Source organism: Flavobacterium sp. (genome assembly GCF_039595935.1).
Classification (GTDB): Bacteria; Bacteroidota; Bacteroidia; order Flavobacteriales; family Flavobacteriaceae; genus Flavobacterium.
Window position 1 is genome coordinate 2,424,933 of record NZ_JBCNKR010000006.1, and the last position, 21,979, is coordinate 2,446,911.

The following is a 21,979-nucleotide window of genomic DNA, read 5'->3' on the forward strand; positions in this document are numbered from 1 at the left end:
ATGGAAATGGAACAGTTTTATTACGACAACAAAATTGTAAAAAAATTCATTTACGCCACTATTCTTTTCGGAGTTGTGGGTATGTTAGTGGGACTGACCTTAGCGGTTATGTACCTTTTTCCCAATATCACAGATGGGATTTCGTGGCTTAGTTATGGTCGTTTAAGGCCTTTACACACAAATGCCGTTATTTTCGCCTTTGTTGGGAATGCGTTTTTTGCAGGAATGTATTATTCGATGCAAAGATTACTAAAAGCGAGAATGTTTAGTGATTTTTTAAGTAATCTTCACTTCTGGGGCTGGCAGTTAATCATAGTCGCCGCAGCAATTACATTACCATTAGGGTATACTTCTTCAAAAGAATATGCAGAACTAGAATGGCCTATTGATATCGCCATAGCGTTAATTTGGGTTGTAATGGGAATTAATATGATTGGTACAATGCTTCGTAGAAGAGAGCGTCATCTGTATGTTGCCATTTGGTTCTATCTCGCAACATTTGTTACCGTAGCAGTACTGCATATTTTTAATAACATCGAACTTCCGGTTTCTGCTTTAAAAAGTTATTCAGTTTATGCCGGTGTTCAGGATGCATTAGTACAATGGTGGTACGGACACAATGCGGTTGCATTTTTCTTAACAACACCATTCTTAGGGTTGATGTATTACTTTGTTCCTAAAATTGCTAATAGACCTATTTATTCTTATAGATTATCAATTATACACTTTTGGTCTTTAATTTTCATCTATATCTGGGCTGGACCTCACCATTTATTATATTCAGCATTGCCAAACTGGGCACAGAATTTAGGTGTTGCGTTTTCTGTAATGCTTATCGCTCCATCTTGGGGAGGTATGATCAACGGACTTTTAACTTTAAGAGGTGCGTGGGATAAAGTTCGTGAAGAACCAGTTTTAAAATTCTTCGTAGTAGCGATTACTGGTTACGGAATGGCCACTTTTGAAGGACCAATGCTTTCTCTAAAAAATGTAAATGCTATTGCACATTATACTGACTGGATCGTAGCGCACGTTCACGTTGGAGCTTTAGCATGGAACGGATTTATGTCATTTGCTATTATCTATTGGTTAATTCCACGAATGACAAAATCAAATTTATATTCTAAAAAACTGGCAAACTTCCATTTCTGGATTGGTACTTTAGGTATTATAATTTATACAATTCCATTGTATGTTGCAGGTTTTCAACAGGCATCAATGTGGAAACAGTTTAATCCGGATGGAACTTTAACATACGGAAACTTCCTTGAAACAGTAACGGCTATTATGCCAATGTACTGGATGAGAGCAATTGGAGGAACCTTATACCTTGCAGGTATGATTACATTGGTTTATAACATTATTATGACTGTTAAAGCTGGTGAAACAATTGAAGACGAATTAGCTCAGGCCCCAGCTTTACAAAGAATAAGCAGCAGCAGATTAAGTGGAGAAAAATTCCACTCATGGTTAGAAAGAAAACCAATTCAGTTAACAATTTTAGCTACAATTGCTATTTTAATTGGAGGTATTATTCAAATTGTACCTACAATCATGGTGAAATCAAATATTCCAACTATTTCAAGTGTAAAACCATATACACCATTAGAACTTGAAGGACGAGATTTATACATTAGAGAAGGATGTGTAGGCTGTCACTCACAATCTGTTAGACCTTTCAGACATGAAGTTGTACGTTACAACGGGCCACAGTCAAAAGCAGGTGAGTTTGTGTACGACCATCCATTTTTATGGGGATCTAAACGTACTGGTCCGGATTTATTAAGAGTAGGGGGAAAATACAATGATAACTGGCATTTCAATCACATGTGGAATCCGCAAAGTACTTCAGCAGGATCTATCATGCCAGGATACAAATGGCTGTTTGATAATAAACCAATGGATACTTCATTGACTCAAAAGAAAATGCAGGCAATGATAACATTAGGAGTTCCTTATTCTAAAGAAGATGTTGAAAATGCTCAAAAAACTTTAAGAGCCCAGGCTGTAAAAATTGAGAAAAGCTTAGAAAGCGATCCTGATTTTGTAAAAAGTTATGAAGACAGTAAGAAAAAAGCAGCTGCAAAAGGAGAAAATTTTGTTCCTATGAACGAAAGAGAGATTGTAGCATTGATAGCTTATATTCAAAGACTTGGTACTGATATTAAAGTAAAAGAAAAATCTAAATAACAACATCATGTTTGAACAAATAAAACACAATATGGAAACGATATCGGGTATAGAAATTTATCCGATTCTTTCTCTCTTGATTTTCTTTTTCTTTTTCGTAGGATTAGGTATTTGGGTCTTCTCTTATAAAAAAGATAAAATTAAGGAAATGAGTAACATACCTTTAGATGAAGGTTTAGTATAATTTCAAAAGATAGATAAAATGAAAAAGTTTTTCCCAGTATATGTTAGAATACCGCTGATTTTCTTCATCGTATTTGCTTTAATGGAATATTTTATAGATTCAGGCGACAGACCTGCTTTTATCAAATACCCAATGGTGTCTGTCTTTTTACTTGTTTTCCTGTTTATTCTTATTGCAATTGAAATAACACTTAGTGCAGTAAATAGAGTGATGTATCAATTAATGTCACCAGAAGAAAAGGCAAAATTAGAATATGAAAACAGCCTAAGCATTCAAGAAAGTACCTGGTTTAAAGAATTAATGCATAAGCTTACCAAGACAGAGCCAATGTCTAAAGAAGCTGATTTGTTAATGGATCATGATTACGACGGTATTAAAGAACTTGATAATAATTTACCGCCTTGGTGGGTGTATCTATTTTATATCTGTATTGTTTTTGGAGTAATCTATGTAGTACGTTACGATGTATTAGGAGCTGACGATCAGGAAATGGAGCTTAAAAAAGAAATGGCTCAGGCAAAAATTGATGTTGAGGAATATCTAAAAACTGCTCCGGATTTGATGGATGAAAAAACGGTTGTTCTCCTTACAGACGAACCAAGTTTAGCAGCAGGAAAAGAAATCTTTATGACCAATTGTGCAGCCTGCCACAGAGCTGATGCCGGAGGACAGATTGGACCAAACTTAACAGATGATCGCTGGATTTTAGGAGGAGGAATCAAAAATGTTTTCCATACCATCACTAATGGAGGTCGAGACGGAAAAGGAATGGTTTCCTGGAAAAACAATGGTTTAAAACCAAAAGAAATCCAAAAAGTAGCAAGTTATATCTTATCACTTCAGGGAAGTAACCCGAAAGATCCAAAAGAAGCAGAAGGAGATGTTTGGGTAGATGAAAATGCACCGAAAAAAGATGACGCTGCTAAAACAGCAAAAGATAGTACAGAAGTTAAAAAATAATTAGAATACCATGTCAAATTTACCAGACGAAGCTTTTAGAGATACCATCGGAACTATAGATGAAGGTGGTAAAAGAAAATTTATTTTTCCGAAGAAACCGTCTGGTAAATTTTACGATTACAGAAAAATAGTCAGTTATGTTTTACTGGCAATTTTATTCATAAACCCTTTTATAAAAGTAAACGGAAACCAATTTATGATGTTCAATATTATCGAACGTCGTTTTAATATTTTTGGGTTTCCTTTTTGGCCTCAGGACTTTTATCTTTTTGTAATTTCAATGCTTGTAGGCGTTGTATTCGTAATCTTGTTTACAGTAGTTTTTGGAAGGATTTTTTGTGGCTGGATTTGCCCGCAGACTATTTTTCTTGAAATGGTTTTTCGCAGAATCGAATATTGGATTGACGGTGACCGTGGTGCGCAGCAGCGTTTAGCAAGACAGGAATGGAATGGAGAAAAAATCAGAAAAAGAACCATGAAGTGGATCGTTTTCTTTTTAATCTCTTTTGTAATTGCAAATATTTTTTTAGCCTACATAGTAGGAAGCGATGCCTTGTTTTTAATGATTGAACAAGGACCAATTCAGCAGTCGGGTAACTTTATTGCACTGCTTATTTTTACAGGAGTTTTTTATTTTGTTTTTGTATGGTTCCGCGAACAGGTTTGCATAATTGCCTGTCCTTACGGAAGACTTCAAGGTGTTCTTCTGGATAATAAATCAATAAACGTTGCTTACGATTTTGTACGAGGCGAAAAAGAAGAAGGACGTGCTAAGTTTAATAAAAAAGAAGACAGAGCTTTAACCGGAAAAGGAGATTGTATAGATTGTCTTCAGTGTGTTCATGTATGCCCAATGGGAATTGATATTAGAAACGGAACGCAATTAGAATGCACAAATTGCACTGCTTGTATCGATGAATGCGATCATATAATGGAAAGCGTAGGATTACCTAAAGGATTAATTCGTTATGCTTCTGAAGATGAAATAGCAAAAAAAGAGCCTTTTAAATTTACTGCGAGAATGAAAGGCTACACAGCAGTTCTTTCAATTTTATTAAGTGTATTTGTTGGAATGTTATTTCTTAGAACAGATGTTCAGGCTGTTATTTTACGATTACCAGGGCAGCTTTTTCAGCACAAAGGAGATAAAATCAGTAATGTTTACACATATAAAATTGTAAACAAAACAATGAAAGATTACAATGATATTCATTTTGAATTAATCGATCAGAAAGGTGAAATTAAAAATGTTGGAAAACAGCATTTTAAAGTTTCAAAAGAAGCAATGTCACAAGGAACATTGTTTATAGAAATAGAAGAAGTTCTGTTAGAAAGTGATAAAACCAATGTTAAAATTGGAGTTTATAATGGAACAAAACTTCTCCAGACAACTAAAACAAATTTTTTAGGACCACGAAGTTTTAATTAAAAAGATACTATCATGAAAATAAATTGGGGAACCGGAATTGTCATTGCATTTGCATTGTTTATGACCTTTATTTTATATTTTGTTTTTGAAGTACAGTCAAATAGTAAATATGATAATGATTTGGTTGTAGAAGAATATTACAAACACGACTCGCATTTTCAGGAAGAAATGGCGAGAATTCAAAATGCTCATGATTTACAGCACAAACCTTCTATTAAATCTGAAGAAGAAGGTGTGAAAATTACTTTTCCGGCAGATTTTGTAAGCGATAAAGTAAAAGGAAATGTTTTGTTATACCGAGCTTCAAACAAGAAATTTGATTTTAATACGCAAATAGCTTTAACCAATTCTTCTTTAATTATTCCGCAGAAAAAATTAGTAAAAGGACGCTGGGATGTGAATATGGAATGGCAGTATGAAGGGAAAAAGTACCTAACAAAAGAAGTTATTTACGTAAATTAATGTAGTCATTTTTGTGTAAATGTTTAGTCCCTATGGGACATGAGAGCGTTTACGCTTGTGTATCTACCGATATTTAATCTCTACGAGATAAGCTAAACAATATTAGCTAATGTTTGTGATTGGTAAATGTTTTGTTAATGTAACTTAGGTATAAACGAATTAAATTATCAATTAGAATAAAAATGCTCTGTTAAGGTCAACATATCAGTGGAAACGAATGTTGATGAAAATATAAATTATAATAATGATATTATGCTTCGTTAGGAGCAAGATATTGGTAGAAAAATTAGGATGCCCAAAATAAAAATGTCTCGTAGGGACTATACAATATCTATGAATAATTTGATAAATTAAAAATATAAAAATGTTATTTTCAGCTTTCATTTTAGGACTTATCAGCAGCCTGCATTGCGTTGGAATGTGCGGGCCAATTGCTATGATGCTTCCGGTTGATCATCAAAATGAAGCTAAAAAAGTAACACAAATTATTACCTATCATTTAGGCAGATTAACAGCTTATTCAACAATAGGTTTAATTTTCGGATTATTAGGAAGAGGATTTTTTTTGGCTGGAATACAGCAAAAAATGTCGATTTTTATAGGTATTGCAATGATTTTGATTGTTTTAATTCCTGAAAAAGTATTTGCTAACTACAATTTTTCGAAACCCGTTTATAAAATTATAGCCAATATAAAATCTAATTTAGGTAAGCAGTTTAAAAAGAAGAGTTATAAATCTCTATTTACAATTGGTTTATTGAATGGATTCTTACCATGCGGAATGGTTTATGTGGCGTTGTTTGGAGCAATTGCCATGCAGAGTGCCGGCTTTGGAGTTCTGTATATGCTCTTGTATGGATTAGGAACAATACCTTTAATGACAATTGTTGTTTACATACATTCGTTATTAAAACTGCCATTTCGAAATAAAATTCAAAAAGCAATTCCTTATGTTGCTGTGATAATTGGAGTATTATTTATTTTAAGAGGTTTAGGTTTAGGAATTCCTTACTTATCTCCCTCAAACATGAGTTTATTTGTGCAAGGAACTCCTAACTGCCATTAAACTGTCATCGAAAACAAGTTCGTTTCCGGTGATTTTCTTTTTAAATGTAAATCAAAAGCCATACAAATATTGCGTACAAATGGTCTTCCGGCTTCTGTGATTTTAATTTTATTGTCTTCAATTACAATTAATTGATCGTTTTCCATTTCCTTTAAAGAAATTAAAACATCTGGCAGTTCTTTAAAAATTAAAGAATTCTTGTTCCAGGAAGTTTCAAGTTCGCAGGTTAAATTGAGGATATGTTTTCGAATGATTAAATCTTCATCATCTAAAATATGCCCTTTTACAATAGGAAGCTGATCCCATTCTAATAACTGATAATAATCTTCAAGATTTTTAGTGTTTTGGGCAAAAGCGTACCAGCTGTCGCTAATTGATGAAACTCCCAAACCAATCATTAACTGTGTTTTTGAAGCACTGTAGCCCATAAAATTTCGATGCAGATTTTTATTTTCTACCGAATGAAATAAACTATCTGTAGGCAATGCAAAATGATCCATACCAATTTCATGGTAACCATTTATAGAAAGCAGCTGTTTTCCGGTTTCATATAATAACCTCTTTTCGGCATCCTTAGGGAGATTTTCTTCATTAAAACCACGCTGTCCATTTCCTTTAATCCATGGCACGTGAGCGTAGCTGTAAAAAGCTAATCGGTCTGGTTTTAAAGAATTTGTTTTCTCAACAGTATCAATTACATCTTCAATAGTTTGAAAAGGCAGTCCGAAAATAATATCGTGACCAATAGATTTATAACCAATTTCTTTGGCCCAAAAAGTTACTTTGGCAACATTATGAAACGGCTGAATTCTATTAATGGCTTTTTGAACTTTTTCAGAATAATCCTGAACGCCAAAACTTACTCGGCGAAAGCCTAAATCATACAGTTTTTTCAGCTGTTCGTAAGTTGTATTATTAGGATGTCCTTCAAAACTAAATTCATAATTTTCGGCTTTATTGGCAAAGCTGAAAATACCATTAATAAGATGTTCTAAATTATCTGAAGAAAAAAAAGTTGGAGTTCCGCCTCCTAAATGAATTTCTTTTATCGAAGGTTTTTCGGGAAGAAGCTTACAATACAAGCTCCATTCTTTTAAAAGTGCCTGAATGTATTTTTCTTCTACCGAATGATTTTTTGTGATTCGTTTGTTGCAGCCGCAAAATGTGCACATGCTTTCACAAAAAGGTAAATGAATGTATAAACTGATTCCGTTTTGCGAATTACTTTCTGAAAAGGCTTTTTGAAAAGATAATTTCCATTTTTCTACAGTAAAATTATCTTCATTCCAATAAGGAACAGTTGGATAGCTTGTATATCTTGGACCTGGGACATTATACTTTTGTGTCAAAGAGATTTTCATAATGACGGATTTAGTTTTCATCAAAATTACCACACGAACCACAGACATAAAATGACAAATATCATATATAGACAAAAAAAGAGACTCATAAAGAGCCTCTTTCTACTGAATTAAATAACTAACATTAAATAGAATCCTGAATGATTTTAAGCCATTTTTTCGCAAACATATGATCTTGATAAGCGCTGATTTGTTTAATGCGGTCGTCATCAAAATCATAGAATGGAATTATAATTTTTTTAGAAGTTTCTCTGTCCTGAAATTCAAAATCAATCTTAACAATCGTGTCAGAACTGCCTTCTGTAGTTAAAATTAATTTACAAGATGAAACACTTTTTAAATCAACATAAGTAGATTCTTGCTGTTTTGGATTGAAATTCATCAAAATGAATTTTCTGTTTTTATGATCTATTGTAAGCGTTTTATTGCTTTGAGATTCAGTTAAATCAAACTCATGCGGATTGTTTGGGTTGAATTTCTTTTTGATGTTTAAAATCTTAGACTTATTTGCAGCGCTCGATCGTGCTGAAAAATAGATTGGAATGGCCACGATTATAGCAATCACAAGGCCAATTATGGTTACACTTGTTTCCATTTTTACTTTAAAATTTGATAAATAATATGAAATAATAAACTGTTTTCAGATCGAAAACGGCTTAACGGGTTTGGAGTTTTTCTCCAAATTAAAATTTCAATTTAATTACCAGAAAAAATGGAAGGCGTAGAGCAGTAATGAGATTTTTTTGCTCTGAGTAGAAAACTGACTGCTAAAGTTATAGGCAGATTTAACAGTTTTGTGCTGTGGAACAGCTAATAATATTGTATCAAACCATTTTATTGAAACGGGATGATCTGTTTTTATGTTTGCCGCAAATTGATAACTTCCCTGCGGTTGAATAAAGGCTGATGAATCTGTAATCTCTCTTGAGAAATTGGAATCGGTTTTTTCATTTTCGATTTTTTGCACAGGAAGCGCCTCTGCCTGAGAAGCAAAAAATCCTATCATCAAAAATGATATAAAAAGTATGATTTTACGAATCCAATTCATGGCAGCGAATTTAGTTCATAAAACACAATAAACGAAATTTTAAGTGCTAATTACTTCTTAAAAATGGTTTTATTATTTATCCTCAAGCAAAATAAATTACTTGAGGATAAAATGATTTTATTGTTATTGCTGCATTTTAAAATAGTAATCAGCGGAGTGTTTTCCGCCTCCATAGAAAAGAAAGAAGATGCAAAGTAAAAGTACTACTATTGCCAGAATTAAACTTTCAGAATGCATTCGTCCCATAAAATTAACCAGGACAGCACCAAATAGTACTGGTAATTGAGCTGCAATTGCCCAGCGGGTAAGTAGCCCAAAAACAATCATTATACCTCCAATCATGTGAGCAGGAGCAATGTAATGCAAAAGAAACATTCCGCCGCCAAACTGATCGATAGGAGATATTAAATCATGCAGATACTGAACATTAGTTACAAACGAAACTCCTTTCATAAATAAAAAAACACCCAATATAATACGTACTAAATCTACTGGTAAATAAGTATGAGCATTTGCCCACTTATTTAAGCTTTTAATATTTTCCATGATACTATGTGATTAAAAATTATTCACATAAAGTTACTAATTTTTAATGATATATTTAATTTAAGTATCTGAAAATAAGTTTTTTACTATTTATTTAACACGATTTACAACTTTTTAGAATACTTAAACCTGAATTAAGCCTAAATTAAATGGTTTTTGAATAGGAGCGTGGTTTGCAGCTTCGATTCCCATAGAAATCCATTTTCGGGTATCAAGCGGATCTATAATAGCATCTGTCCATAATCTCGAAGCCGCATAATAAGGTGAAGTCTGCTCATCATAACGCGCTTTTATTTTAGTAAAAAGTTCAGTTTCTTTGGCTTCATCGATAATTTCTCCTTTCGCTTTAAGCGAAGAAGCTTCAATTTGAGCTAAAACTTTTGCCGCCTGTGTACCGCCCATAACCGCCAATTCAGCACTTGGCCATGCAAAAATTAATCTTGGGTCATAGGCTTTTCCGCACATTGCATAATTTCCTGCACCATAAGAATTTCCTACGATTACAGTAAATTTTGGTACTACAGAGTTACTTACCGCATTTACCATTTTGGCACCATCTTTAATAATACCACCATGCTCAGATTTTGAACCTACCATGAAACCGGTAACATCTTGTAAAAATACCAATGGAATTTTCTTTTGATTGCAATTGGCAATAAAACGTGTGGCTTTGTCAGCGCTGTCAGAATAAATAACACCGCCAAACTGCATTTCTCCTTTTTTAGTTTTTACTACTTTACGCTGATTGGCTACAATACCAACCGCCCAGCCGTCTATTCTGGCATAACCTGTAATAAGAGATTGACCATAACCGTCTTTGTAAGCTTCAAACTCTGAATTATCAACCAAACGTTTGATAATTTCCATCATGTCATATTGCTCAGTTCTGGCTTTTGGAAGAATTCCGTAAATATCTTTAGGTTCTAAATCAGGTTTTTGAGCTTTAATTCTGCTGTAGCCCGCTTTATCAAAATCACCAATTTTATCTACAATATTTTTAATTTTATCTAAAGCATCTTTGTCATCTTTGGCTTTATAATCAGTCACGCCTGAAATTTCACAATGCGTTGTAGCACCACCAAGAGTTTCATTGTCTATTGTTTCGCCAATGGCAGCTTTAACTAAATAACTTCCGGCAAGAAAAATACTTCCCGTTTTGTCTACAATCAAGGCTTCGTCGCTCATAATGGGTAAATAAGCACCACCCGCCACACAACTGCCCATAACGGCAGCAATTTGAGTGATTCCCATACTGCTCATTTGAGCATTATTTCTAAAGATTCGGCCGAAATGTTCTTTATCTGGAAAAATTTCATCCTGCATAGGCAGATAAACTCCGGCACTGTCAACCAAATAAATAATTGGCAGTCTGTTTTCGATAGCTATTTCCTGCGCTCGTAGATTTTTTTTACCTGTAATAGGAAACCATGCGCCAGCTTTTACAGTAGCATCATTGGCCACAACAATACATTGTTTTCCTTTTATATATCCTATTTTCACAACCACTCCGCCGGAAGGACAGCCGCCATGTTCTGTATACATTCCTTCTCCGGCAAAACCGCCGATTTCAATATTTTCTGAATTTTCATCTAATAAATAAGCGATACGCTCACGGGCTGTCATTTTTCCTTCGGCATGAAGTTTTTCGATACGTTTTTCGCCGCCGCCTAATTTAACTTTTGCAAACTTTTGTTTTAATTCTGAAAGAAGTAATTTATTATGATCTTCGTTTTTATTGAAGTTTAAATCCATGATATAATATTGATTTTACAAAATAGTGTTGGCTAATTTACAAAATCAATTGAAATAAATGAATTTGATTATGAATTAAGAAAAATGTATATACTGATTTTTTATTTAAACATATAGTTACATAGAAATATATTATAAACAAAAGAAAGGTGTAAAATAAACTGGTTTCTAATACATAACTAAAACTATATTTGTTTTAAATAATTGAAACGCCTTTTTAAGTTTTTTAAATCTATTCTATGTGTTAAAAATAAATGTTTGAGATTTTTTTAATGAAGATAATTGATTTTGAATGCGAAGCATTATAAAAAAACATTTGCCGAAACAGATGGTTTTTATATATAAACTAAATTGAATTATTTTTTAGAACTGCAAACCATACGTTTAAGCATTGCCCATTGTTTTAATGCATCACGAGCTTCCACAGCTGGATAACCTAACATTGTTTTTCCTGCGGGAACATCTCCTGTTACACCAGATCCGGCTCCAATAACTGCGCCGTCGCCAATTGTGGTATGATCTTTTATAGAAGCGCTTCCGCCAATAATTACCCCGTTTCCTAAAGTTACAGAACCTGCTAAACCACTGTTTCCAGCCATGATACAGAACTTTCCAAGTTTACTATTGTGTCCAATTTGTACTAAGTTGTCAATTTTGCAGCCATCACCTAAAATAGTAGAACTAAATTTTCCACGGTCAACACATGTATTTGCTCCAATTTCGACTCCGTTACCAATAATTACATTACCAATTTGCGGAATTTTTACTAGACCTTTTTCTGTACAAGGACGGAAACCAAAACCATCAGCTCCAATTGTAGCATTTGGGTGAATGATACAATCGCTCCCGATATGGCAACGCTCGCGTACTACAGTTCCTGACCAGATAATTGTGTTTTTTCCAATTGTACATTCATCAAGAATTGTAACATTTGGATAAATAATTGCATTGGCACCAATTTCTACCTTTGGTCCAATATAACAGCCAGCACCAATTTTTGCATCCTGGCCAATTATGGCAGTTTCGTCAATAGTTGCAGTTTTGTGGATATTGTTGTGAAATACCGGAGTAGGCGGGGCAAAAAGGGCAAGAATCTGCGACATTGCCAAATCGGCATTTTTTACTTTAATAAAAGCACGATTTTCGCCAGGCTCAATTGAAATGTCTTCATTTACGATAGCAATTGAAGCATTTGATGCCGACCAGTATTTTTCGTATTTTTTGTTTCCTATAAACGAAATTTCTGAAGTTGTAGCTTTTTCTAATTGCTCTGTTGCGGTAATGCTTTGTGAAGTAGTGCCGTAAATTACACCGTTAATTACTTCATTAATTTCTTGAATTGAATAGGATCTCATTGATAAATTTTATTCGACTTGGGGATTAATTTTGCCAAATAAAATAAATTAGATTTTAATTACCTAATATTTTTTTTGTTTTTCTTAATAAATATTTAAAATAGAAGTCTAAATATTACAAAATTAACATTTTAACTATTAAATTTTTGAAGTTTTTCTAATAAATAGATTTGTGACTGCTATATTTTTGGGCGAATAATCTTAAAATTTATTTGTAGTTAAATAAATTATTTTATTGGTAAGCAGTAACTTACATTTGTTTTGTTAAGTTGATTAAATAGCAAAAAAAAGCGATTCACTTTTAAAAGGAATCGCTTAATATTTATTCTTTAATTTTTGATAAAGAAACTGCATTAATGCAATATCGCAAACCGCTTGGTTCCGGACCATCTGGAAAAACGTGTCCTAAATGAGCCTCGCATACATTGCAGACTACCTCGACACGAACCATTCCGTACGATCTGTCGGCATGATATCCAATTGCATTTTCTTTGATTGGCTGTGTGAAAGACGGCCAGCCTGTTCCTGATTCAAATTTTTCGCTTGCATCAAAAAGAATTGTACCGCAGCATTTACATTCGTAAATTCCGGGCTCAAATAAACTGCACATTTCAGAGCTGAAAGATCTTTCAGTTCCTTTTAAACGAGTTACCTGATATTCTTCCGGAGTTAAAATTTGTTTCCATTCTTCCTCCGTTTTTTCAACTCTTTTTTCAGGAGTTGGATTTCCTTTATTTGTAAAATGAATTACATCTGCCCATTTTATCATAATTTTTTAGTTTTAAAGGTTTAAGTTTCAGGTTTCAAGTTTACTGTGACTGTATACTGAGACCAGGATACTAAAAAAACTGAACACTGTATATTGCGACTGCAAACTATTCTTCCTCCTTTTGTCCCATCATCATTAGATAGGCTTTCAGGAAAGGATCAATATTTCCGTTCATAACCCCGTCGACATCGCTGGTTTCATAACCTGTACGAACGTCTTTAACCAATTTATAAGGCTGCATTACGTAATTACGAATTTGCGAACCCCATTCGATTTTCATTTTTCCGGCTTCAATATCAGCACGCTGTGCTTGTTGTTTCTTTAACTCAATTTCATACAATTGAGAACGAAGCATCTGCATGGCACGTTGTCTGTTATCTTGCTGCGAACGTGTTTCTGAACACTGAATCTGGATTCCTGTTGGCTTGTGAACCAATTGTACTTTAGTTTCAACCTTATTTACGTTTTGTCCACCGGCACCACTCGAACGAGATGTTGTAATCTCAATATCTGCTGGATTAATGTCAATTTCAATACTGTCGTCAACAAGCGGATATACATATACAGATACAAACGAAGTATGACGTTTAGCATTACTGTCAAAAGGAGAAATTCTTACCAAACGGTGAACTCCGTTTTCTCCTTTTAAATAACCAAAAGAATAATCACCTTCAAATTCAAGGGTAACCGTTTTAATTCCGGCAACATCACCTTCCTGAAAGTTCAGTTCTTTGATTTTGTAACCGTAACTTTCGCCCCACATCATGTACATACGCATCAGCATTCCGGCCCAGTCACAGCTTTCAGTTCCGCCGGCTCCGGCAGTAATTTGAACCACAGCACTTAAGCTGTCGGCTTCATCAGAAAGCATGTTTTTAAATTCGATGTTTTCTATATGAGTCTGAGTTGTATCGTATTGCTCATCCAGCTCTTCTACAGAAAGTTCACCTTCTTTATAAAAATCATAAGCAAGCTGTAATTCTTCAGTAAGAGTGGCAGCTTTATCATAATCTTCAATCCATTTTTTCTTGTTTCGAAGATTTTTTACAATGTTTTCAGCCTCTTTTGGATTGTTCCAAAAATCAGGCGCAAAAGTTTTTTCTTCTTCGTTTGCAATTTCGATTAGCTTGGCATCAACGTCAAAGATACCTCCTCAACGCACCAAGGCGCTCCACAATACCTTTTACTTGTTCGGCTGTTGTCATAAATTAATAACTTGTTTTTAGATGTTTTTTGTTGATATTGCATTAATTTAACTTGAGAACTAATGCATAATTTTGTTGTACAAAAATAAGATTTAGTTTTTAGAATACCTTAATAAATTATCAGACTAAAAGTGCTGCATGTGTTTTTTTATTTTTTAATACGGTTATTCTAAAAAATCAAAAATCAATTTTTAAATTATTAATGCTAGTTTTATATGATTTTTATAAATATTACGTTAATTTGGTTCTATGTAATCTCTAAGTTAAAATTTATTAAAACAAGAGATTAATAACTAACAGTAATATGTAATTTTGCTGTTCGAAATAGATATAGTTTTATATGGAAATAAATTTAATTAGCGATACCATTACCAAACCATCGTATGAGATGCTGCAGTATATGTTTAACGCTCAGGTTGGCGACGATGTATACAAACAAGATCCTACAGTTATCGAATTAGAGACAAGAGTAGCAGAATTTTTTGGTATGGAAGCTGGACTTTTTTTTCCGTCTGGAACTATGGCAAATCAAACGGCAATAAAACTTCATACGCAGCCCGGAGAACAATTAATTGCTGATAAATATGCTCACGTTTTTCATTATGAAGGAGGAGGAGTTTCTTTCAACAGCGGTGTTTCCTGCTGTTTATTGGATGGTCACCGCGGAATGATTAATGCAGCTCAGGTTGCAGCAGCAATAAATGATCCTGAATTTTACCACAGTCCACTCACAAGTTTAGTTTGTGTTGAAAATACAACCAATAAAGGTGGAGGTGCGTGTTATGAACTTGAAGATTTAAAAGATATAAAAAAAGTCTGCGATGCTAATAATTTGAAATTCCATTTAGATGGAGCCAGAATTTGGAATGCATTAGTAGCAAAAAGACAAAACCCAAAGGAATTTGGTGCTATTTTCGATACTATTTCAGTTTGTTTATCAAAAGGATTAGGCGCTCCAATAGGTTCTGTACTGCTTGGAAGTAAAGCTGATATTTACAGAGCGTTGAGAATCAGGAAGATATTAGGCGGAGGAATGCGTCAGGTAGGTTATTTGGCAGCTGCCGGATTATATGCACTAGCCAACAATATAGAACGTCTAGCAGAAGATCATCGCAGAGCTAAAGAAATTGGTGCTATTTTAAGTACAAAATCATGGATTTCTTCAGTAGAACCGGTAGAAACTAATATTCTGATTTTTTCATTGGCAGAAGGTTACAGCGACCAGCTTTTGATTGAAAAACTAAAACAAAAAAATATTTTAATAAGCTCCCTTGGACATAATAAACTCCGAATCGTAACGCATTTAGATTACAAAGAAGTAATGCATACGTATGTTTTGGAGATGTTTTCGAAGATTTAATCTAAGATACTGAGGTTCTAAGCTGCTAAGATTCTAAGTTTTTATATTTGGAAACTTTAAAAAGAAAAAACTAAAAAGACGCACAATTGTGCGTCTTTTTATATTAAGCAAAGCAAAAGCCTCAAAATCTTAGCAGCTTAGAACCTTAGTATCTAAGAAATTATTTAAACAAATTATCCATTCCGGGAATAGACGGCATATCCATTCTGGCTACGGCATCAAGTTCTCTTTCGTTTACGCTTGTAGCTTTTTCGATAGCTTTATTTAGCGTTACAATTAAATAATCTTCAAGTTGTTCTTTATCTTCTAAAAGAGAATCATCTACAGAAATTGATTTAATTTTTCTATTAGCAGTGATTGTAACTTTTAGTAATCCGTCAGCGCTTTGTTCGTCAATTAAAACAGTATCTAAGCGTTTCTTTGTATCTTCAATTTTTTGCTGGGTTTCTTTAAGTTTACCCATCATTCCCATTAAATCCATTTTTTATTGATTTTTTAATTATTTCAGACAAAATTAGTATATTGCTGTATTAATTCAATAGAATATTTTATGAAAAAATTAATTCTGTTCTGTTGCGTTTGTACTACTTTTGCTCCTTCGTATTTAAAAATAACTGCTCAATCAATGCAAAACAACATAGAAGCTCCAAAGGCCAAAGAAATTCCAAAAACGCTAAAAAAACACAAAGAAACCCGAATAGATAATTATTTTTGGTTAAACGACAGGGAAAATCCTGAAGTTATCGATTATCTTAATAAGGAAAACGAATATTATCAAAAAATGACCGCTCATACTAAAGATTTTCAGGAATCTTTATATGAAGAAATGAAAGGAAGAATCAAAGAAGATGATTCATCAGTTCCTTATTTCTACAACGGGTATTATTATATTACGCGTTTTGAAACAGGTCAGGATTATCCTATTTTCTCAAGAAAAAAGGGAAGCCTTTCTGCAGACGAAGAAATTCTTTTCAATTGCAACGAAATGGCAAAAGGACACGCTTACTTTAAATTAGGCGGTTTAAGTATTAGTCCGGATAATAAATTTGCTTCTTTTGGTGTTGATATTGTAGGAAGAAGAATCTATACAATTCAGATCAAAAACTTAGAAACAGGAGAAATTCTTTCTGATAAAATCGAAAATGCAACAGGCGGATCAGTTTGGGCAAACGACAATAAAACTATTTTTTACACCAAACAAGACGAAGTAACACTAAGATCTGATAAAATTTTCAGGCATAAACTAAACACAGATTCTAAAAAAGATGTTTTAGTGTATGATGAAACCGATGATACTTTTAATGTTTCTGTAAGCAAAGAAAAATCTAAAAAATATATTGTAATAAGTTCTTCAAGTACTTTAACAACTGAATACAGAATTTTGAACTCAGATAATCCAGATGGAGAATTTGAAGTTTTTCAAAAACGTGTTCGTGGTTTAGAATACAGTATTTCGCATTATGAAGATTCGTTTTATATCTTAACTAATAAAGATAAGGCAACGAATTTCAAATTAATGAAAACCCCAGAAAATAAAACAGGTAAGAAAAACTGGGTTGACGTTATTCCGCACAGAGAAGATGTTTTACTGGAAGATATTGAGATTTTTAAAAATTATTTAGTTGTAGAAGAACGCTCAAACGGCTTAAATCATATCCGAATTATACCTTGGAATGGTGAACCGGATTATTACCTGCCGTTTGGAAGTGAAACCTACAATGCTTATACAACAACAAATATTGATTTTGATACAGATATTTTGCGTTACAGCTATCAATCGCTGGCAACACCATCATCTGTAATTGATTTTAATATGAAAACTAAAACCAAAGAAATCTTAAAAGAACAACAGGTTTTAGGAGGAAAATTTGATAAGGAAAATTACGTTGAAGAACGTGTTTGGGCAACGGCAAGAGATGGTGTAAAAGTGCCAATTTCGATGATTTATAGAAAAGGACTGCAGAAAAATGGTAAAAATCCGCTGCTTCTTTACGCTTACGGTTCATACGGAATAACAATGGATACTTATTTCTCTTCAACGCGACTTTCTCTTTTAGACCGTGGTTTTGTTTATGCAATTGCGCATATTAGAGGAGGAGAAGACCTGGGAAGACAATGGTATGAAGACGGAAAACTGTTAAAAAAGAAAAATACCTTTACAGATTTCATCGATTGCTCTAAATTTGTAATAAACGAGAAATATACTTCGCCAGAACATCTATATGCTGAAGGTGGATCTGCAGGAGGACTTTTGATGGGAGTTATTGTAAATGAAACCCCGGAGCTTTACAATGGAGTTATAGCACAGGTGCCTTTTGTAGATGTTATTACAACAATGCTGGACGACAGTATTCCGCTTACAACAGGAGAGTATGACGAATGGGGAAACCCAAACAAAAAAGAATATTATGATTATATGTTGTCGTATTCACCTTACGATAACGTAAAAGCTCAAAAATATCCTAATATGTATGTATCTACAGGACTGCATGATTCTCAGGTACAATATTGGGAGCCGGCAAAATGGGTGGCAAAATTAAGAGATTTAAAAACAAATAATAATCAATTGTTTTTAGATACTAATATGGATGCCGGACATGGCGGGGCTTCAGGACGATTTGAGGCTTTAAAAGACTTAGCAAAAGAATTTAGTTTTTTATTAGATTTAGAAAAAATTAAAAGCTAATTAGAAAAATTTTGTTAAATTTGCAACCTGTCGAGATGTTTAAAAAGCATCTTTGATTAACTATTTTTTTATGAAAGAAGAAATAAACGCTTATAATAATGTTTTAGAGTTAATAGGTAATACCCCGCTTATTAAACTAAATAAAATCACCGAAGAGTTAGAAGGAAATTTCTACGCAAAGGTAGAAGCTTTTAATCCAGGTCATTCTTCAAAAGATAGAATAGCGTTATATATTATTGAAGAAGCCGAAAGAAAAGGAATACTTTCTCCCGGTGATACCATAATAGAGACTACATCAGGTAATACAGGTTTTAGTCTTGCAATGGTAAGTATTATAAAAGGTTACAATTGTATTTTGGCCGTAAGTTCAAAATCATCGAAAGATAAAATTGACATGTTGAGAAGCTTAGGAGCAAAAGTTTATGTTTGCCCGGCTCACGTTTCTGCAGATGATGAAAGGTCATATTACAACGTAGCAAAACGATTACACGAAGAAACAAAAGGATCAGTTTATATCAATCAATATTTTAATCAGTTAAATATTGATGCACACTACAACACTACAGGTCCCGAAATCTGGGAACAAACAAAAGGAAAAATCACACACCTTATAGCTTGCAGCGGAACCGGAGGAACTATTTCAGGAACTGCTAAATTCTTAAAAGAAAAAAATCCAAATATTAGAATTTTAGGTGTAGATGCTTTTGGATCAGTATTGAAAAAATACCACGAAACAAGAGAATTTGATAATAAAGAAATTTATCCGTACCGCATTGAAGGTTTAGGGAAAAACTTAATTCCTTCTGCAACAGATTTTGACATCATCGACAAATTCATGAAAGTGACCGATGAAGAAAGTGCTCATTCAGCAAGAGAAATTACCCGTAAAGAAGGCTTGTTTGTAGGATATACTTCAGGAGCAGTAATGCAGGCAATTAAGCAATATGCAGAAGAAGGCGAGTTTACAAAAGACAGTAATATAATTGCAATTTTTCCAGATCACGGTTCGCGTTACATGAGCAAAGTGTTTAGCGACGAATGGATGAATGAACAAGGATTCTTTGATAGTGTTAATGAAGAAGAAACTCAAAAAATTGAATTCGTAAAATAAAAGAAATATACTTTAAAAACTAAAACTCCATTCTGATCAGAATGGAGTTTTTTTTATGATTAAATTTTAAAGATTGTAAAAATACACTTTATTTTGATATAGTTTTTGAGTATGATTAATTTAATGATTAAGGGTTTTAGTTGAGATTAATTTATAAAATTAAGAACTTTTTTAAAAGTATAATTAAAATCAATTTGACGTTTAAAATTATCAATTTTGGTTATTTTAACGAGTTTTTAGGTCGATTAACGAAAAAATTTTCGTCCAAATGCATAATGATATAGCTTAGCTATACAAAATTGAGGCATTTTATTTACCCTAAACTCTGCTATTATGAAAAAAATTCTACTCTCAGTAATGTTTGTAAGTTATTTGAATGCGATCGCTCAATATCCAATCCAGGAGTTCAATTTCAATGGAACTTTAAACAACGAATCTAACACAACTTCTTTCACAGGAACAAATGATTTTGTAGCCGACAGGTATGGAGTTGCGGGGAAAGCTCAAAACTTAAACAACAGATCACTAGAAGCAATTATCGACAATCTTCCGCAGGGAAACAGTGCAAGATCGATAAGTATTTGGGTTAAATTTAATAATATAGCAGCCCCAAATTATATTTTGGGTTATGGTTCACCTTACAACGCTCAATATTTTGGTTTACTGCAGCAGGCGGCTTCTTCATCAACCTCAGATTTAAGTCTGGCTGGCTGGGGCGCAGCAAATGATGTTATTGTTTCGGCTTCTTTATCAAAAGGTGTTTGGTATCAATATACCATAACATTTGATGGAACTGTTTCTAAAATATATAGAAACGGTGAGTTGCTAAAATACATAAGCGGACTTAAACGCTCAACAAAAGGTAATGTTTTTAGATTAGGCGAAATAAACACAACTGTGGGTATAAACGCTGATATCGATGATTTAAAAATCTATAATGTAGCTTTAACTGACGAACAGGTTGCAGCTTATTATGATGACTCTAAGCCTATAATTATTGCTGTTGCAGATGCTGTTAAGACTACTAAAGCAACAACAGCTGTAAAAACTAAAACTTCGGCAAAAGCCACAACATCAAATAACATAATTGCCAATAAGGACATAAATGCCGGATCACAAAAAATTGAAGTGTATTCGCAAGGACAAAAAATAGTAGGCGATAATTCAATGACAATTGATGACCTTCCTGACGGAACTTATTTATTAAAGATTTCCAATGCACCTTCAAAAAAAATAACTTCGAAATAAAGCCATTTGATTCATTTTTTAATAGTTAGTTTTTTATATTGTTTAGTAGCACTAAAAAGCCTTTTAATTTTAAAAAGGCTTTTTTATTTGCATTTAAACCGACTTCGCTTTCTTAAGTATTTAAGCAAAATCCTAGAAGAAAGATAGAACTTATTATTTTTGTGAGAATTATGTATTTACATGTAAGAATCATTTGGTAATGCTGAATTAAAATTATAGTTTTAACAAAATTTGTAAAAAAACAATTAAAATTTTGTAATCAAAAAATGCTTAAGCTTTAAGTTCAATGTCTAACAATCTTTGATTACAAAATTCAAATATAGACTGTAAAAAAAATCGATATATGAAAAAAATATTACTCACTTTAATGTTTGTAAGTTTTTTAAATGCTAATTCACAAAATCCTGTTCAGGAATTTAATTTCAATGGAAATTTGAATAGCGCTGATAACACCCTTTCTTTTTTAGGAGCGCCTGTTTATGCTAATGACAGAACGGGAGCAGCCAGAGGTGCTTTGCGACTGACCAATAAAGCCTTTCAGGTTGTAGTAGGCGATCTTCCACAGGCGAATAAACCAAGAACAATATCTGTATGGGTTAAATTTAATGCCATAAATGCAGTAAACCATATTGTAGGCTATGGAACTGCAGCTAATGCTCAGTATTTTGGATTAACACAGCAGGCATCAGCAGGAGGAAATTCTGAAGTAAATCTTTCAGGATGGGGACCGGGAAATGATGTTTTAGCTTCTGTGCCGCTTGCGAAAGAAGTTTGGTATATGTATAGCATAACCTATGATGGAAATGTTTCAAAAATTTATCGTAACGGTGAGTTATTGAAAACCGTTGATGGCATACAGCGTGCAACGAAAGGATATATTCTGAATATTGGAAAATTAAACACAGTTACAAGTATCAATGCAGATATTGATGATTTGAAATTGTATACGGTAGCTATGACAGACGAACAGGTTATGGAGGCATATAATAGTTCAAAACCTGCAGGAACTTCGGCTTCAGCTCCGGCTCCTGGTGCTGCTAAAAAAACTACACCGGCAGCTGCAGCAGGTAAAACTGCCGGTTCGCCAAATGAACCAAATAAAGTGGTTAAAAATGTTGAAGTTTTCTCTCAGGGCAAAAAAATCATGGGAGTTAATGCCACTAATATTGGTGAACTTCCGGAAGGAACTTATTTAATAAAAGTATCGAACTAGTTTAGGATAAAACGTAATGAAAAAGCCTTCTGAA

At 33.4% G+C, this 21,979-nt stretch carries 20 protein-coding genes; 11 read left to right on the forward strand and 9 right to left on the reverse strand.

The features are described 5' to 3' along the window. The 6 genes from ccoN to ABDW27_RS20260 all read left to right on the forward strand — a co-directional run bounded on the left by ccoN (window position 1) and on the right by ABDW27_RS20260 (window position 6,291). Window positions 1-2,190, forward strand: a complete 2,190-nt coding sequence (gene ccoN / locus ABDW27_RS20235) for a cytochrome-c oxidase, cbb3-type subunit I (protein WP_343697545.1) — start codon at window positions 1-3, stop codon at window positions 2,188-2,190. 7 nt (window positions 2,191-2,197) lie between these two features. After that, entirely contained in the window at window positions 2,198-2,374 is a 177-nt protein-coding gene (locus tag ABDW27_RS20240) for a CcoQ/FixQ family Cbb3-type cytochrome c oxidase assembly chaperone (protein WP_343697546.1), read from the forward strand. Window positions 2,375-2,392: 18 nt separating this feature from the next. Further along, the gene (locus tag ABDW27_RS20245; RefSeq protein ID WP_343697547.1) at window positions 2,393-3,334 is read left to right on the forward strand and encodes a cbb3-type cytochrome c oxidase N-terminal domain-containing protein; all 942 of its coding nucleotides are present in this window, start codon (window positions 2,393-2,395) and stop codon (window positions 3,332-3,334) included. A 10-nt stretch (window positions 3,335-3,344) separates the two neighbouring features. Continuing rightward, window positions 3,345-4,763, forward strand: coding sequence for a cytochrome c oxidase accessory protein CcoG (gene ccoG / locus ABDW27_RS20250; protein ID WP_343697548.1), 1,419 nt, complete (start codon window positions 3,345-3,347; stop codon window positions 4,761-4,763). A gap of 12 nt (window positions 4,764-4,775) precedes the next feature. Further along, window positions 4,776-5,225: a FixH family protein gene (locus ABDW27_RS20255; protein WP_343697549.1), complete on the forward strand. Its 450-nt coding sequence runs from the start codon at window positions 4,776-4,778 to the stop codon at window positions 5,223-5,225. 364 nt (window positions 5,226-5,589) lie between these two features. Further along, a complete protein-coding gene (locus tag ABDW27_RS20260; RefSeq protein ID WP_343697550.1) occupies window positions 5,590-6,291 on the forward strand; it encodes a sulfite exporter TauE/SafE family protein in 702 nt (233 codons plus the stop codon). Here the strand turns inward: ABDW27_RS20260 and hemN are convergent. The 8 genes from hemN to prfB all read right to left on the reverse strand — a co-directional run bounded on the left by hemN (window position 6,288) and on the right by prfB (window position 14,327). Beyond that, on the reverse strand, window positions 6,288-7,652 hold the full coding sequence (hemN, locus tag ABDW27_RS20265) for an oxygen-independent coproporphyrinogen III oxidase (protein ID WP_343697551.1): 1,365 nt from the start codon (window positions 7,650-7,652) through the stop codon (window positions 6,288-6,290). The two genes, ABDW27_RS20260 and hemN, sit on opposite strands and share 4 nt — an antisense overlap. A 124-nt stretch (window positions 7,653-7,776) precedes the next feature. Further along, window positions 7,777-8,247: a hypothetical protein gene (locus ABDW27_RS20270; protein ID WP_343697552.1), complete on the reverse strand. Its 471-nt coding sequence runs from the start codon at window positions 8,245-8,247 to the stop codon at window positions 7,777-7,779. 105 nt (window positions 8,248-8,352) lie between these two features. Next, on the reverse strand, window positions 8,353-8,700 hold the full coding sequence (locus ABDW27_RS20275; protein ID WP_343697553.1) for a hypothetical protein: 348 nt from the start codon (window positions 8,698-8,700) through the stop codon (window positions 8,353-8,355). Between the two features lie 123 nt (window positions 8,701-8,823). Beyond that, on the reverse strand, window positions 8,824-9,246 hold the full coding sequence (locus ABDW27_RS20280) for a DoxX family protein (RefSeq protein WP_343697554.1): 423 nt from the start codon (window positions 9,244-9,246) through the stop codon (window positions 8,824-8,826). A 123-nt stretch (window positions 9,247-9,369) separates the two neighbouring features. Beyond that, window positions 9,370-10,998: a carboxyl transferase domain-containing protein gene (locus ABDW27_RS20285; protein ID WP_343697555.1), complete on the reverse strand. Its 1,629-nt coding sequence runs from the start codon at window positions 10,996-10,998 to the stop codon at window positions 9,370-9,372. A gap of 356 nt (window positions 10,999-11,354) precedes the next feature. After that, complete coding sequence (gene lpxD / locus ABDW27_RS20290) at window positions 11,355-12,353, reverse strand: UDP-3-O-(3-hydroxymyristoyl)glucosamine N-acyltransferase (RefSeq protein WP_343697556.1); 999 nt, start codon at window positions 12,351-12,353, stop codon at window positions 11,355-11,357. Window positions 12,354-12,675: 322 nt separating this feature from the next. Further along, window positions 12,676-13,122 carry a peptide-methionine (R)-S-oxide reductase MsrB gene (gene msrB / locus ABDW27_RS20295; RefSeq protein ID WP_343697557.1) on the reverse strand — a complete coding sequence of 149 codons (447 nt, stop codon included), beginning with the start codon at window positions 13,120-13,122 and terminating at the stop codon, window positions 12,676-12,678. Between the two features lie 106 nt (window positions 13,123-13,228). Further along, a protein-coding gene (gene prfB / locus ABDW27_RS20300; protein ID WP_343697558.1) for a peptide chain release factor 2 occupies window positions 13,229-14,327 on the reverse strand; the annotation gives its coding sequence in 2 pieces (ribosomal slippage) (window positions 13,229-14,263 and window positions 14,265-14,327; 1,098 coding nt in all). Between the two features lie 340 nt (window positions 14,328-14,667). On the opposite strand from prfB, the gene ABDW27_RS20305 reads away from it, so the two are divergent. Further along, window positions 14,668-15,687 carry a GntG family PLP-dependent aldolase gene (locus ABDW27_RS20305; RefSeq protein WP_343697559.1) on the forward strand — a complete coding sequence of 340 codons (1,020 nt, stop codon included), beginning with the start codon at window positions 14,668-14,670 and terminating at the stop codon, window positions 15,685-15,687. 160 nt (window positions 15,688-15,847) lie between these two features. Here ABDW27_RS20305 and ABDW27_RS20310 read toward each other — a convergent pair whose 3' ends face one another. Then, on the reverse strand, window positions 15,848-16,168 hold the full coding sequence (locus ABDW27_RS20310) for a YbaB/EbfC family nucleoid-associated protein (RefSeq protein ID WP_343697560.1): 321 nt from the start codon (window positions 16,166-16,168) through the stop codon (window positions 15,848-15,850). A gap of 69 nt (window positions 16,169-16,237) precedes the next feature. Here ABDW27_RS20310 and ABDW27_RS20315 point away from each other — a divergent pair, with 69 nt between their 5' ends. The 4 genes from ABDW27_RS20315 to ABDW27_RS20330 all read left to right on the forward strand — a co-directional run bounded on the left by ABDW27_RS20315 (window position 16,238) and on the right by ABDW27_RS20330 (window position 21,945). Then, entirely contained in the window at window positions 16,238-18,373 is a 2,136-nt protein-coding gene (locus ABDW27_RS20315) for a S9 family peptidase (protein ID WP_343697561.1), read from the forward strand. A gap of 70 nt (window positions 18,374-18,443) precedes the next feature. Further along, window positions 18,444-19,484, forward strand: a complete 1,041-nt coding sequence (locus ABDW27_RS20320; protein ID WP_343697562.1) for a cysteine synthase family protein — start codon at window positions 18,444-18,446, stop codon at window positions 19,482-19,484. A gap of 333 nt (window positions 19,485-19,817) precedes the next feature. Beyond that, window positions 19,818-20,732 (forward strand): LamG domain-containing protein, encoded by a 915-nt coding sequence (locus ABDW27_RS20325; protein WP_343697563.1) that lies wholly within the window; start codon window positions 19,818-19,820, stop codon window positions 20,730-20,732. Between the two features lie 343 nt (window positions 20,733-21,075). Continuing rightward, window positions 21,076-21,945 (forward strand): LamG domain-containing protein, encoded by an 870-nt coding sequence (locus ABDW27_RS20330; protein WP_343697564.1) that lies wholly within the window; start codon window positions 21,076-21,078, stop codon window positions 21,943-21,945. Window positions 21,946-21,979: the final 34 nt, after the last annotated feature.

Bases quoted from the DNA above. Each gene is read 5' to 3' on its own strand.
- ccoG (WP_343697548.1), top strand. From the start codon at position 3,345: ATGTCAAATTTACCAGACGAAGCTTTTAGAGATACCATCGGAACTATA.
- ABDW27_RS20255 (WP_343697549.1), top strand. From the start codon at position 4,776: ATGAAAATAAATTGGGGAACCGGAATTGTCATTGCATTTGCATTGTTT.
- ABDW27_RS20310 (WP_343697560.1), bottom strand. From the start codon at position 16,168: ATGGATTTAATGGGAATGATGGGTAAACTTAAAGAAACCCAGCAAAAA.
- ABDW27_RS20325 (WP_343697563.1), top strand. From the start codon at position 19,818: ATGAAAAAAATTCTACTCTCAGTAATGTTTGTAAGTTATTTGAATGCG.
- ABDW27_RS20245 (WP_343697547.1), top strand. From the start codon at position 2,393: ATGAAAAAGTTTTTCCCAGTATATGTTAGAATACCGCTGATTTTCTTC.
- ABDW27_RS20285 (WP_343697555.1), bottom strand. From the start codon at position 10,998: ATGGATTTAAACTTCAATAAAAACGAAGATCATAATAAATTACTTCTT.
- lpxD (WP_343697556.1), bottom strand. From the start codon at position 12,353: ATGAGATCCTATTCAATTCAAGAAATTAATGAAGTAATTAACGGTGTA.
- ABDW27_RS20330 (WP_343697564.1), top strand. From the start codon at position 21,076: ATGAAAAAAATATTACTCACTTTAATGTTTGTAAGTTTTTTAAATGCT.
- ccoN (WP_343697545.1), top strand. From the start codon at position 1: ATGGAAATGGAACAGTTTTATTACGACAACAAAATTGTAAAAAAATTC.
- ABDW27_RS20320 (WP_343697562.1), top strand. From the start codon at position 18,444: ATGAAAGAAGAAATAAACGCTTATAATAATGTTTTAGAGTTAATAGGT.
- ABDW27_RS20240 (WP_343697546.1), top strand. From the start codon at position 2,198: ATGTTTGAACAAATAAAACACAATATGGAAACGATATCGGGTATAGAA.
- ABDW27_RS20280 (WP_343697554.1), bottom strand. From the start codon at position 9,246: ATGGAAAATATTAAAAGCTTAAATAAGTGGGCAAATGCTCATACTTAT.
- hemN (WP_343697551.1), bottom strand. From the start codon at position 7,652: ATGAAAATCTCTTTGACACAAAAGTATAATGTCCCAGGTCCAAGATAT.
- msrB (WP_343697557.1), bottom strand. From the start codon at position 13,122: ATGATAAAATGGGCAGATGTAATTCATTTTACAAATAAAGGAAATCCA.
- ABDW27_RS20305 (WP_343697559.1), top strand. From the start codon at position 14,668: ATGGAAATAAATTTAATTAGCGATACCATTACCAAACCATCGTATGAG.
- ABDW27_RS20315 (WP_343697561.1), top strand. From the start codon at position 16,238: ATGAAAAAATTAATTCTGTTCTGTTGCGTTTGTACTACTTTTGCTCCT.
- ABDW27_RS20275 (WP_343697553.1), bottom strand. From the start codon at position 8,700: ATGAATTGGATTCGTAAAATCATACTTTTTATATCATTTTTGATGATA.
- ABDW27_RS20260 (WP_343697550.1), top strand. From the start codon at position 5,590: ATGTTATTTTCAGCTTTCATTTTAGGACTTATCAGCAGCCTGCATTGC.
- ABDW27_RS20270 (WP_343697552.1), bottom strand. From the start codon at position 8,247: ATGGAAACAAGTGTAACCATAATTGGCCTTGTGATTGCTATAATCGTG.